At 60.2% G+C, this 13,119-nt stretch carries 8 protein-coding genes and 1 pseudogene; 4 read left to right on the plus strand and 5 right to left on the minus strand.

From position 1 onward, the window contains the following. Window positions 1–136: 136 nt before the first annotated feature. The 3 genes from F8N21_RS23470 to F8N21_RS23480 are packed head-to-tail and all read right to left on the minus strand — an operon-like array spanning window position 137 to window position 5,176. Complete coding sequence (locus F8N21_RS23470) at window positions 137–814, minus strand: hypothetical protein (RefSeq protein ID WP_150644391.1); 678 nt, start codon at window positions 812–814, stop codon at window positions 137–139. Next, window positions 750–4,985, minus strand: coding sequence for a dermonecrotic toxin domain-containing protein (locus tag F8N21_RS23475; RefSeq protein WP_150644392.1), 4,236 nt, complete (start codon window positions 4,983–4,985; stop codon window positions 750–752). The genes F8N21_RS23470 and F8N21_RS23475 overlap by 65 nt, the downstream gene beginning before the upstream one ends. Then, a complete protein-coding gene (locus F8N21_RS23480) occupies window positions 4,982–5,176 on the minus strand; it encodes a hypothetical protein (protein ID WP_150644393.1) in 195 nt (64 codons plus the stop codon). Before F8N21_RS23480 ends, F8N21_RS23475 begins: the two co-directional genes overlap by 4 nt. Before the next feature lie 352 nt (window positions 5,177–5,528). On the opposite strand from F8N21_RS23480, the gene F8N21_RS23485 reads away from it, so the two are divergent. After that, complete coding sequence (locus tag F8N21_RS23485) at window positions 5,529–7,202, plus strand: thiamine pyrophosphate-binding protein (protein ID WP_150644398.1); 1,674 nt, start codon at window positions 5,529–5,531, stop codon at window positions 7,200–7,202. Between the two features lie 190 nt (window positions 7,203–7,392). Here F8N21_RS23485 and F8N21_RS23490 read toward each other — a convergent pair whose 3' ends face one another. Continuing rightward, entirely contained in the window at window positions 7,393–8,820 is a 1,428-nt protein-coding gene (locus F8N21_RS23490; protein WP_150644394.1) for a GGDEF domain-containing protein, read from the minus strand. Between the two features lie 203 nt (window positions 8,821–9,023). Here F8N21_RS23490 and F8N21_RS23495 point away from each other — a divergent pair. The 3 genes and pseudogenes from F8N21_RS23495 to F8N21_RS23505 form a co-directional block, all read left to right on the plus strand. Continuing rightward, window positions 9,024–9,236: pseudogene (locus F8N21_RS23495) on the plus strand (transposase); the annotation flags it as partial. A gap of 209 nt (window positions 9,237–9,445) precedes the next feature. Continuing rightward, window positions 9,446–10,822, plus strand: a complete 1,377-nt coding sequence (locus F8N21_RS23500) for a pyridoxal-phosphate dependent enzyme (protein WP_150644395.1) — start codon at window positions 9,446–9,448, stop codon at window positions 10,820–10,822. Then, the gene (locus F8N21_RS23505; RefSeq protein WP_150644396.1) at window positions 10,819–11,997 is read left to right on the plus strand and encodes a cystathionine gamma-synthase; all 1,179 of its coding nucleotides are present in this window, start codon (window positions 10,819–10,821) and stop codon (window positions 11,995–11,997) included. Before F8N21_RS23500 ends, F8N21_RS23505 begins: the two co-directional genes overlap by 4 nt. Window positions 11,998–12,421: 424 nt before the next feature. On the opposite strand, the gene F8N21_RS23510 is transcribed toward F8N21_RS23505, so the two are convergent. Continuing rightward, window positions 12,422–13,119: lysophospholipid acyltransferase family protein (locus F8N21_RS23510; protein ID WP_150644397.1), on the minus strand; the 698-nt coding region annotated here is incomplete at its 5' end.

Consider the following 13,119-nt stretch of genomic DNA (forward strand, 5'->3'; position numbering starts at 1 on the left):
TGCTTCAAAGTGCATGCGCCGATTGACGCATGCACTCCATCACCGCACGGCGATTTGCATCGGCTCCTGCCGCTTGCTTGCCACTCCCTTGCCGCAAAGTTACACGCAGGCAAGGGACATGTTTTTCAGGGCAAGGTCAGACAGGAGGTTTTGAGGACCCCGGTAGTGGCCCGCCAAGCACAGGTAGCGATGGAGGTTCCGAGAGAAGTTCCAGACGTTGAAACCGCTCCACTGTCGCGCAATTCACCCTGAAACTGCCGTCATTGGCCACCATTTGACGCCATGAAGGGACATAGAGGTTGTTGCGACGAGCAAACGCTTCCATTGCGGATTTGTTCTGATTGCTCGGTTGTTGGGCTAACTGCTTCCACTCCAGCAAAAGGGCGTCTGTTACTTTTTGGGTGGGTTGCTTGATTTTATTGAATCTCTCTACGCCTCTGGACGTCAATTCACCATTTGCCTTGAAGTATTCACTCCAGACTCTTGGCTTGATCCGGTGCTGATCCCTGAACGCTTTGGCGCTCGCCTCAGTCAAATCATTCATCTCTACCCATTCTCGAAAAAGGTTCTCTGTGAGTTTTTTAAAGCCAGCCGGGTTGAGACGTTCCCGCCCCAACGTGGTCAATGTGCCGTATTTCGCCGATACAAGGTTGGTCCAGGTTTGATAAGGGATATTGCGTTGTGAGAAAAAATCATGAGGCGTAAGGCCCGGTGTGTTGGCTGAGGTAACCAGCCATTCCTGAAGAAGCTCAGCGCTGACTTTCTCTGGTGTCCCACCGCGCGCGCTCCAGCGTGTCCAGTGACCACTGGTCATTAGCTATTCGCCTGAGCCTGAACGAAGTCGAGGTCCCGCTCGGGGTGAGCACCCCTACCACCAATCCCGTTCCACCATACATATTGAACGAACTCTGAATACGATAAACCACCACCTCGCCCGTGTTACCCACATCGCGTATCAGCATTTCACCGCCGGGTGCCCGGTATATGCCCGTGCCTGTGGACATCGACGAACCTGAGGGTACTCCGCCTGGAAAGGTCAGGCCGGACCTCTGCTGGCGGAACGCATCGCTCAGCGTCGACAAGGCTGTCGAGCCCAGCTGTGTCCCTGCAGGTACACGTGCAACGCGCGCTGCCACCTGCAGCGGTTTGACGCCAATGCCAGTGGCTCGAGCGGCTTGTGCAGCAGTCTCTGTCGCCATCTCCACGATGACCCGGCCGGCAAAGCCTTGACGCACTATCAGTCCCGGGATGTTCTGCCCTGTGCGGCGCCATGTCTGTACCGTGGTGCGCGCCATCTTCCCCCACCACCCCACAGCAGAAGAAGCTTGCTGCGTCGCCCACGGGAACATGCTGAGCACTGTCGTCACCACTTCAATGCCGAACATCACCTTGTTGAACGTCGACTGGTATTCCCGCTCCTTGTTACTGACCGTTTGAGCATCGGTCTGCTTAATCAGGTACAGGAAATTCTGCCGGTATAGCCCGGGCAGAAAGTCCCCGGTGTGTGGTGCCAGTCTAGGGTTGAGCAAGCGCGTGTCGGCCGGTAGTCGAGCCTTGAAATAAGCCTTCCACGCGGATCCCGACGATGCCAACCGCACAAACTCGGCCTCACTCTTCACTTCTCTGAGCGTCATCCCATCCGGGGCATCCGGGGTGTACAGCACGATCGACTCATCAACGTCGGTGGAGATAACCAGCACGCCGTTCAGCGTTTGTCCCCCACGTCCATCGGGAGCGTCATTCGCCGGATTAAACAGCAGAGCATTGGCAATGACTGGCTGATCGTCCACCCGATTGCGGGTCGCCGGGCTCGGAGAGGTCAATATTTGCGTCACCCATGCTGCACCCCGTTTTTCCGTGCCCTCACTCGCCAGAGGCGTGCTGTAGGCGTCCGGACTGAGCCGGGCATACGCCGCCGCGTATTGCAGGGCGGCTGCCTGGGCCGCCATCCAGGCCTGTTTCAGCTGGTGAGCTTCGCCCGTCGTGGCGTCTGGGTCGAGTTTTTTCTTGAGCACGTTGTCAATGTACCCAGGCCCGACATTGATATCATTGAGCCACTGCTCGAGGACATCTTCCGGGATACTGATGGGCTGGCCCCTGGCATCGAGCACCGACTGACCGTTGGACGTGATCAGCAGCGCGCCGGTGCTGTCCCATGAGCTCGAGGAGAGACTCTTTTCCCACGGATGAGTATTGTTCAGCAACAGGTTGGTCAGACTGATTCGCTTCACTTTATTACTTTCATGCAACATGCCAAAACCGCTTTGGTTGAGGCGCACGACCTTCGAGTGGGTGACAATGCACTTGTCCGGGTCAATGCCTTGTGGGGGCCAGGCTGCTCTCACGTTACCATCCGATCCCTTATGCCCCAGAAAGGCTCGTATCTTGTCCAGCACCTTTTCCTTGGCGTAAGCCCTTAGCGTGGGAATCCCCTGCCACAACTTCGCCAGCGCCTCCTGTTCCTTCTCTGCGGTTTTCCCAAGGGCTTGCAGTATCGACTGATCCGACGGACTCAGTTGCTTCTCCCAGTCCGGCCGGCTGCTCTCCAGCAACAGCTGGTTGCGCACCAGGAACGCCGAGGCCGTATCCAGCTGTTCCGCCAGATCTGCGATTCCGTTTGTCTGCACCTCGGCAGAGCCTCCCGCCAGATCCAGCAGGGTGTCGATGTCATCCTGCTGCTTGTCCAGCAATGCCTGCACACTGTTGACCAGAAAATCCCCTTCAATCGGCATAAACGTAGTACGCAGACTTTCCCCCCACAGCCCGGTTTTGGTCTGTGCGACCAACAGCGGCAAACCTCTGACCAGCAATTCACTGGCGGCCCCGCCCGCGTTAATCCGTGCCACCAGTGTTTGATGGAGCTGCTCCAGTGCGGGAAACTCTTCAAATCCCTGGCCTGGGGTATACAACACCACCGGTCCGTGGACAGTGGCCCCGCCAACACCGTTGGTACTGATGTTTTTATGCCCGTTTGGCCAGTGAGGGGATGTAGTCCAGGCCCCGTCGCCCGGCGTCAGGATGAAGCTTGCCGCCAGGCGGGCCCCCTCCGGGGTGCCGTTCTCTACCGTCAATTGATACACCCCGGGACGCACACCATGCCGGAAGGCGGCTTCACGCTGTGCCTGGGTCGGGTATTGCAGCGCGCAGTCAATCAGCAATTTGGCCTGCGGGGTCAGGGTGTCGTCGATCAAGCGCAGTCGCGCCTGAACATCCAGGGACTGGCGGTGAAGGTCCGTCAGCCTCATCTGTGGACAGGTTGCAGCCCCTGCGGGCGTGCGCCAAAACCTAGTCACCTGCTCCGGCAACCGGCTACGCAGGGCGTCAGCCAATCCCTGGAGTGAACCGTGCCGGGCAATCTGCTCGGCCTCATTGACTGCCTTCGAACTGCTGAAAACGCCCTCCACCACGTCATCTTCCATGGGTGGTGTTTGCTCCGACAGTAAATCGGACAGGGCCTTTCGCAGGGGCCTGGAGGATTCAAGCTGTCGTATACCCGTACTGTCAGTGCGGTAACGGTTGACATAAAGCTTATCGATATTCACCGGCCGCTCTACTTGCGCGAAGGTCTCTTGCAACAGGGGGGGCAACACTGAGTCGAACGAAGGGTGCTGGTCCTTGGTCAATACGGCCAGTATCTGATCGTTGAGGTCGCTCCAAAGGCGTATCAGATATGTCTGGCCCGCACTATCGGCGGGCACGGGAGTTGATGGCGACGCCAGGGTCGGGATGACCGGGGCGCCCAGCCGGGCCAGCAGGCTCTTGTTGCACCCCAGAGGCAGCGCCAGGGCGGCCTGCAGCACCAGGGTCAAGCGCTCATAGGTGGTTCGGGACGTGCTGAACCCGTTGAAAATATCGGCCTCCTGCCGGTCCCGCTGTGACCGCAGGCGCTCGCTGAATACTGGCTCGGTTATCTCGGTATAACTCAGGGACTGACGCTCGCGTAACACCTCGGTGGCACGGGCTCGCTCGCTGACCTGCACGTTGGCCAGCAGCGTGGTTCTCTCAGAGTCTGTGACCAGTCGCCGTCGCAGAGTATTTTCCATGACGGCGAAGGTTGAGAAAGTCTCAATCCCGTATTGCGGGATATAGAGAACGACCGGCCGAGGAGAATGCACCCGCTCAGCAAGTACAAAGGCGCCAGTCACCGGCACGGACCACTCGGGCTGCCCGGACGCTGTCAACGAGAACTTGAGTACGACAGGGGGAGAGGTTTTGTTGCTCCCTGTTTCATGGCTCAGCAAGTTCTCAATCAACTGCCTGCCCTCTCTCTGCGCTGTCAGTTGATCCCTGGCCGTGGTCAGGGTCTGTTGAGCATCAGCGATCGCAGATTTGCCAGCGGTGTTCGTCCTGGACACCTCGCCAAGGGCCTGTTCAGCGTCGGTGACCTGTTGCACCGCATCAGCCAGCTTCAGGTCTGCTTCGAGGCGAAACACCTCACGTTGTTGTTGACTCAGGACGTCGTGGGCGCTGAGGCCACAGGCAGCCGGATGCGGCATAGACCAATAAGCCTCGAGCGCGTGCTCGTAAGTCGCCTGGCAGTCTTGACTCAGGTGTTTGATCAGCGTGTTAAAGGCCTCGATCGCAAGTTCGGCGATGTTGCCGTCCGGGCCTGCACCGCCAGCGTCCCGATAGAAGCCTGCTGCCAGGCCTGCCCCGCTGGGTACGGGCTCTTTGGTGAGCAGGGTAGGTGCCTTGCCGGTGGTAATAGCCGCCTGCAGGACTTGGGTCAAGGTTCGTGATTGGGTAATGCGGGGAGTCTCCAACGACTCGGCGTCATGGCGGTACTCGTTGAGGAACACGGTATCAGGGTCAAGCACGATATCGGGCACGAGGGCGCCCAGTTGTTGAGTCAGAGCGGTGCTCATCACCGTGGTGAAGACCGGCTGACTGTCCAGCACCTGCTGTAGGGTGTTGGTACGTAGACGTAGCTGATGCAGCAGGTCTGGATCAGCGGAAAGCGTCAGTGATTGCGAGGAAGTGTTCATATCTTGGACATCCTGTCGTGATGTGTTTGCGGGTGCGGGACGGCCGGCATGCTGCGTTCATCACCCGTGTGCGAAAAGCCGGGTGCCTCGCCGCTGCACAGGTAGTGCAGCACGGTGTCTATCAAGGGATGGACGTCGTACCCGCTGAGCGCATTGGCATAGGGGGCAGCGGTGGGAGAAGAACTTGGCATGCCTGGCATTCCTTGGGGCAGCGTGTGCCCGAAAGCCAGAGGGTATTGCGTTGTATGGGGGATCAGGCGGTATATAAATAATGGTTCTTCAGGCAATCCCGTGGCGTTTACTCATCGGATTCCACAAGGGTATGTCAGGAGTTTACGGAATGATGCTGTCATTTCTTTTCGCTTGTCGTGACCCATCATTCCTCGCTTACATAGAAAACTTATGCAAGCCAGAAACATCCAAATGCCAATGCGTGCCCCAAAAAGCATCCATGGACGACTGGCTCATGACGGCAGGCTCCACCTTATTCAACTGCCGCCAGCGCTGACTATCGAACCCGCAATCCTGGACGAAGGCCTGACAATGAATAAAACCCTTTCTCGTCGTAGTGGAGGTCAGATTTTGGTGGATGCCTTACGCATCCATGGCGTCAAAAGAGCCTTTTGTGTTCCGGGAGAAAGCTACCTCGCGGTACTCGATGCACTGTATGACGTGCGCGAAGAAATTGATCTGGTGGTGTGCCGCCAGGAAGGTGGTGCAGCCTACATGGCTGAAGCTTATGGCAAGCTCACCGCAGAGCCAGGCATATGCTTCGTTACCCGGGGCCCGGGCGCGACAAACGCCTCTATCGGTGTTCACACAGCGTTCCAGGACTCCTCTCCAATGATTCTATTCATTGGCCAGGTCGCTCGCGATCAACAATACCGCGAGGCTTTTCAGGAAGTGGATTTTCGCCAGATGTTTGGCCCGTTGGCGAAGTGGGTCGTGCAGATAGACGACGCACGCAGAATCCCGGAGCTGATCAGTCAGGCGTTCCATCGTGCGGTCAATGGCAGACCCGGGCCTGTCGTAGTCGCTTTGCCAGAAGACATGCTGACCGAAATGGCAGAAGTGGCCGATGCGAGGCCATTCAAACGAGTGTTGATGACGCCGGCAGCCGAGCAAATGACCGCCATGCAGCAACTGCTGAAGCAGTCCGAGCGCCCATTGATGGTGCTGGGCGGCAGTGGCTGGGATACCGGGTCAGTACACAACATACGGCTTTTCGCTGAACAGCAGAACCTCCCGGTTGCCGCCTCTTTTCGCTGCCAGGACCTGTTCGACAATCGCCATCCGAACTATGTCGGCGATCTGGGATTCGCCGCATCCGCCCAACTGTCTTCGGCGGTCAAGGATGCCGATCTGCTGCTGGTAGTGGGCTCCCGAATGGGAGAGGTCTCGACGGGCGGATATGCGGCTTTGGACATCCCGGTCCCCAAACAACAATTGATCCATGTTCATCAAGGTATTGAAGAGTTGGGACGGGTTTACCAGCCAACGCTGGCGATCAACAGCAGTATGTCGACTTTTGCAGGCATGGCCGCCCGGCTTGCGCCCACCCTCTCACACAATCACCGTGAATGGACACGCGCACTGAACGATCATTATCAGCGCAACCTGGAATGCCCGGCCTCCCCTGGCGATGTTCAACTGGGCGAGATCATTGGCTGGCTGAATCGGCGGCTACCCGATGACGCCATCCTCACCAATGGTGCCGGTAACTACGCCGTCTGGCTGCAACGCTTTTATCAGTACCGCCACTACCGCACCCAGCTCGGCCCAACCAACGGCTCCATGGGCTATGGTGTTCCTGCTGCGGTGTGCGCCAAACTGACCTGTCCGGACCGAGTGGTGGTTTCATTCTCAGGGGATGGCTGCTTCTTGATGAACGGCCAGGAGCTGGCTACGGCAGCGCAATATGGTGCCAATGTGATTTTCGTTGTGATCAACAACGGCATGTACGGAACAATCAGAATGCATCAGGAACGCAACTACCCTGGACGGGTTTCAGGGACTGAATTGCTTAACCCGGATTTCGCAGCACTTGCCCAGGCCTATGGACTGCATGGCGAGGTGGTCACAACGACGTCGGAATTTGCCCCAGCGTTTGAACGCTGCCTTGAAATGTCCCGGCCATCCTTGATTGAGGTCAGGGTCGATCCTGAAGCATTGACTCCTCGACTTAGCCTGACTCAGATCAGAGAGCAATCACTGTAGGAGCAGCCGGTCGACGCTCGATTGCTCGCGATGGACTCAAGGGTGACGCATTTATTCAGAAAGCATGCGTTATCGTTAACGTCCATCGCGAGCAAGCTCGGCTCCTAAAGGGGGCAGCGTTCGCCTGGAAGACCACTCAAGGACGAATTCAGGCCGTCCCCACCGCCTGCTCAGCGACTCCGAAAGATGCTCAGGGCAGTGGTTGGAGGCTGGATTGGATGGCAGTGACCACACGGTTACGGCCTTGGTGTTTAGCGTGATACAGGCGTTGATCGGCTACGCGCAGAATGGCCTCGATGGTGTCGCCGTCGCGGCCGGATTGCGATATGCCAATGCTCACGGTGACCACGGTTAACCGCTGCAGGCCATGAAAGGAAGTATTGGCAACGGTGCTTCGCAGACGCTCAGCGATGACGCGCGCGCCTTCGAGTGAAGTCTGAGGCAGCAGTATCATGAATTCTTCCCCGCCCACTCGGGCTACGCCGTCATACGGCCGGATCGAATCGAGGCATTTCTCCACGAAGCTCTTGAGAATGTCATCGCCCACCTGATGCCCGAAGCGATCGTTGATGGCCTTGAAATTATCCAGATCGAGTGCCAACACCGAGAACGGCGTACCGCCGCGCCGGGTCCGGCCAATTTCGGCTTCGACCCGCTCCATGAACCGACGCCGATTATCGGCGCCGGTCAGTGGATCGGTCGCCGCCAGGTGCCCGAGTTCTTGATTGGCGCGCTGGAGTTCCTTCAGGGCGCTCTCGGTGTACGCCATCGATTCGGCAAGACGGACCATAAGCTCCTCCTGGCTGTAAATCTTCGAGAACGACCGCGTGGTGAGGAACGCTTGCACTACCCCATAGCTCAACAGGAAGAATCCGGCGGCGAAGATCCCATGAGCGAGCCACCACAGGTGGTTCCACGGACGTGCAAGGATGAAGGCCAGAGATGACAACGAAAACGCGGTGACCGAGATGACAAAAATCAGCATCAGCGGCGAACGGATACGGCGCAGCAGGAGCATGACCACGGTCACTGTGGAAAGAACCAGGGCACCCCCTTCCATCGAGAGGCGCACCGCGAGATGGCCGGCGATCGGCGAATGGGCGACGTACGCCACTGCCACGTCAACCAGCAGGAACAGTCCTATCCAGGTCAACCACGGGCCGGCCTTCTTGCGTTGGTCCGGGGCATCAGGTGGGCGGTGATACGACAGCATGCCGACCAACAGCAGACTCGCCATGACCAGTCGAGAGGCCGGTCCATAAAGCAGGAAGAGCCAGATATTGTGGTGTGCGAGCCCGGTGAACGCACCATGCAACGCGTAGATCAGCACAAACCCGAGAAAGCCCAGCGTCATCCAGCGCAGCAGCGGGTCCCCCGATGACTGATAACAGCCCCACGTTACGTAAGTCACAAACAAGCCTGCCAAGGTGGCTGCCGTGATCGCAAAGATATGGAACAGGTGGTGCTCGAATAAAAGCGTGGGGGCCTGAAAGAAGTATAAGTAGCCAATCATATAGGCCGGAACAAGCGCAAACCCTGCGAGCAGCAAGCCGGCATAAACCTTGATCACGAGACGGACGGCTTCAGGTGGCTCGCCGGTGGCGATGATATTGGTCATGGATCCCTCCAGTTTTGAATCTGTTTTGCCAACACCGATCCGGTGTTGGCTCCAAGCCGCAATCATGCCAACGGTCCTTCCCACCCTCAGGCAAATAGGCGATGAACCGACATATGGCATTCCAATCTTAGTCGCCTTCCCGATTTCTGCTGCACAAGCCGGTAAAAATGTTCACGCGAGCACAATTGACTGATAACGAATGTCAGCTGGATGACTTCAGAAACGCGGATGCCTTTATCGCTTTTTTGGGAATGGATTTGCGAGTATCGAAATCAGGACAAAAGGATAGTCGCCGGAGCCTGAGTAAACGCGGTGATCCGCAAGCTCGCCGGCTTTTGCACAACGCAGCCATGTCGGCCAGTCGTACGCCCGCCTGGAAAGGCTTTTACGAAGCACAACGAGCTCGGGGCTTCACGGTCCAGGTGCGCAGGCCGTCAGCCACGTTCAGCCCGGCCCGCCTCGCGACCAAGACATTTCAGGCGGCGACGCTACCGGCTGGCTGCGCACGGTTGCGGGTGGCGCAATCCCGGCCTATGTTCCAAGCGATGCTTTGTCTGCAACTGGCGCGCTGACTGGCCGCAGGTTGCTGTCCATCCAGTGTGGATTCCCGTAGCGAGGTGACAACATGCCGAATGACTCCCGCCCCGCCGTCCTCGAACTGATTGGCAATACGCCGCTGGTGCGCGTCAGCCGCTTCGATACCGGCCAGTGCACGCTGTTCCTCAAGCTCGAATCGCAGAACCCCGGCGGTTCGATCAAGGATCGCATCGGCCTGGCGATGATCGACGCCGCCGAGCGCGATGGCCGCCTGCGACCCGGCGGCACCATAGTCGAGGCTACTGCCGGCAACACCGGCCTCGGCCTGGCCCTGGTCGGCCGTGCCAAGGGTTACCGGGTGGTGCTGGTGGTGCCGGACAAGATGTCCACCGAGAAGGTCCTGCACCTCAAGGCGATGGGCGCCGAGGTGCACATCACCCGCTCCGATGTCGGCAAGGGCCATCCCGATTACTACCAGGATGTGGCGGCGCGGCTGGCGGAGGAAATTCCCGAGGCCTTCTTCGCCGATCAATTCAACAACCCGGCCAACCCGCTGGCCCACGAATGCAGCACCGCTCCGGAGATCTGGGCACAGACTCAGCATGATGTGGATGCGATCGTCGTCGGCGTCGGTTCGGCCGGTACGCTGACCGGGCTGACCCGTTTCTTTAGCCGGGTGCAGCCGAACCTGGTGATGGTGCTGGCGGACCCGGTCGGTTCGGTGGTCGCCGAATACAGCCGCAGCGGCACCCTCGGAACGCCCGGCTCCTGGGCGGTGGAAGGTATCGGCGAGGACTTCATTCCGTCGATTGCCGACCTGTCCAGCGTGGGCCAGGCCTATTCGATCAGCGACGAGGAAAGCTTCGATCATGCCCGTCAACTGCTGCGCGCCGAAGGCATACTCGGCGGCTCTTCGACCGGCACCTTGCTGGCGGCCGCCCTGCGTTACTGCCGCGAGCAAACCGAACCGAAGCGAGTGGTCAGCTTCGTCTGCGACACCGGCACCCGCTATCTGTCGAAGGTCTACAACGACCAGTGGATGAACGATCAGGGCCTGCTGCAATACAAGCACTACGGCGATCTGCGCGACCTGATCGCGCGGCGCTTCGAGGATGGCCGAGTGATCAGCGTGGGCCCGGACGACACGCTGCTCACCGCCTTCCAGCGCATGCGCCTGGCCGATGTGTCGCAACTGCCGGTGCTGGTGGACGGACAACGGCTGGTCGGGGTGATCGACGAGTCCGATATTCTGTTTGGCGTGCACGAAGACGCTTCGCACTTCCGTATGACCGTGGCCAGCGCGATGACCGACAAGCTGGAAACCCTGCCTCCCGGCGCCAGTCTGGCGGAACTGGAGGCGGAGCTCGACCGCGGGCTGGTGGCGATCATCGCCGACGCCTCGGGTTTCCATGGCCTGATTACCCGCGTCGATATGCTCAATCACTTACGGAGATCCCTTGCATGAGTCAGCATGATGAAACCGCCGCGCCACGCGCCTTCGCCACCCGCGTGATCCATGCCGGGCAGGTGCCGGACCCTTCCACCGGGGCGCTGATGCCGCCGATTTACGCCAACTCCACCTATCTGCAACAGAGCCCCGGTGTGCATAAGGGCTTCGACTACGGACGCTCCCACAACCCCACGCGTTTTGCGCTGGAGCGTTGCGTGGCGGACCTCGAGGGCGGGACCCAGGCCTTCGCCTTCGCCTCCGGGCTGGCGGCGATCTCCACCGTGCTCGAGCTGCTCGACGCTGGCGCGCACATCGTCTCCGGCAATGACCTGTACGGCGGTACTTTCCGCCTGTTCGACAAGGTCCGCCAACGCAGCGCCGGGCATCGCTTCAGCTTTGTCGACCTGACTGACCTGGCGGCCTTCGAAGCGGCGCTGCGGCCCGACACGCGGATGGTCTGGGTCGAGACGCCGAGCAATCCTTTGCTGAGCCTCACTGACCTCGCCGCCGTCGCGCGTATCTGTCGCGAACGAGGCATCCTCTGTGTGGCCGACAACACCTTTGCCAGCCCATGGATCCAGCGCCCGCTGGAACTGGGCTTCGATATCGTGCTGCACTCGACGACCAAATACCTGAACGGCCACTCCGACGTGATCGGCGGCATCGCGGTGGTCGGGCAGAACCCGGAACTGGCCGAGCGCCTGGGCTTCCTGCAGAACGCGGTGGGTGCTATCGCCGGGCCGTTCGACGCGTTCCTCACCCTGCGCGGGGTGAAGACCCTGGCGCTGCGCATGGAACGCCACTGCAGCAACGCGCTGGAGCTGGCGCAGTGGCTGGAGCGTCAGCCGCAAGTGGCGCGCGTGTATTACCCGGGCCTGGCGTCGCACCCGCAGCACGAACTGGCGCGGCGGCAGATGCGCGGATTCGGCGGGATGATTGCCCTCGACCTGAACAGCGACCTGGCCGGTGCCAAGCGCTTCCTCGAGAGTGTGCGGATCTTCGCCTTGGCCGAGAGCCTGGGCGGGGTGGAAAGCCTGATCGAGCACCCGGCGATCATGACCCACGCCAGCATCCCCGCGCAAACCCGCGCGCAACTCGGCATCGGCGATGGGCTGGTGCGTTTGTCAGTGGGGGTCGAGGCTGTCGAAGACCTGCGCGCCGACCTGGCCCAGGCACTGGCGCGGATTTGAATCAGTATCTACACATCTTTTTTGGACTGGCTCCCGTAGCAGCTGCCGAGCCTGCGAGGCTGCGTTCGACCGCGAAGCGGTCGTGAAATCAGGCAACGGGTTCTTCCAGGCAAACCGCGGGCGCAGGTTTTGCGAGGACTTCGTCCTCGGACGCAGCCTCGCGGGCTCGGCAGCTGCTACGCCGTATTTCAATGTTGTGTAGATACGCCTATTCCCATGGAGTATAGGTATCTACACATCTTTTTTGGTCTGGCTCCCGTAGCAGCTGCCGAGCCTGCGAGGCTGCGTTCGACCGCGAAGCGGTCGTGACAGTCGTTAAGTCAGGCAACGGGGTCTTTCAGGCAAACCGCGGACACAGGTTTTGCGAGGACTTCGTCCTCGGACGCAGCCTCGCGGGGCTCGGCAGCTGCTACGGCCCAGGTCGCTAATCGGAGCGTTGGGCCCGCTCCGCTTCATCCAGGTGCTCCAGCAGCACCGCTATCGTTGCATCCCGCAGCTTGATTGCCTCTATCCAGCCCGGCCCTTCTGCTAACAGCCGGGGGCCGACGTTGACATGGATTGCGCCGTGGCGCGGGAACCACTGACCGTCGCGCAGCACCCTGCGCGTGCCGCGGATGGCGACCGGCAGCAGCGGCACGCCGACACGCGCGGCGAGCACGAATGCGCCCATGTGGAAGGTGCGCAAGCCTGGCTCGCGGGTAAAGGTCCCCTCGGGGAAGAACACCAGGGACTGGCCAGCCTCTAGCGCCTCGGCCAGGGGCTCGGTGTCGGCGGCGCTGCGCTGCAGGTCGAAGCGTTCGACGAAGCGCGCTCCGAGCTTGCGCAGGAACAGGCCGGCGATCCACTGCTCAGCCAGTTCGCGCTTGGCAACGAAGCTGAACCGCGGCGGCAGGGCCGCGCAGAGAATGACCCCGTCGAGGTAGCTGGCATGGTTGGCGGCCAGCACGCTGACCCCGGACTCAGGCAGACGTGCCAGACCCGTGACACTGAACGGCACCCCCGCCAGGCGCAGGAACAGCCGTGCGGCCGCGCGGGTAAAGCCGCGGCACCAATGCTGGCGCGGCAGGAGCGCGACGCCCAGCCAGGTCAGCGGCGTGAGCAGCCAGAACAGCAGCCAGATGT

The organism is Pseudomonas fluorescens (assembly GCF_902497895.1).
Taxonomy (GTDB): domain Bacteria; phylum Pseudomonadota; class Gammaproteobacteria; order Pseudomonadales; family Pseudomonadaceae; genus Aquipseudomonas; species Aquipseudomonas fluorescens_BP.

Coding starts and splice junctions, on each gene's coding strand:
- F8N21_RS23470 (WP_150644391.1), bottom strand. CDS start 814: ATGACCAGTGGTCACTGGACACGCTGGAGCGCGCGCGGTGGGACACCA.
- F8N21_RS23475 (WP_150644392.1), bottom strand. CDS start 4,985: ATGAACACTTCCTCGCAATCACTGACGCTTTCCGCTGATCCAGACCTG.
- F8N21_RS23480 (WP_150644393.1), bottom strand. CDS start 5,176: ATGCCAAGTTCTTCTCCCACCGCTGCCCCCTATGCCAATGCGCTCAGC.
- F8N21_RS23485 (WP_150644398.1), top strand. CDS start 5,529: ATGAATAAAACCCTTTCTCGTCGTAGTGGAGGTCAGATTTTGGTGGAT.
- F8N21_RS23490 (WP_150644394.1), bottom strand. CDS start 8,820: ATGACCAATATCATCGCCACCGGCGAGCCACCTGAAGCCGTCCGTCTC.
- F8N21_RS23500 (WP_150644395.1), top strand. CDS start 9,446: ATGCCGAATGACTCCCGCCCCGCCGTCCTCGAACTGATTGGCAATACG.
- F8N21_RS23505 (WP_150644396.1), top strand. CDS start 10,819: ATGAGTCAGCATGATGAAACCGCCGCGCCACGCGCCTTCGCCACCCGC.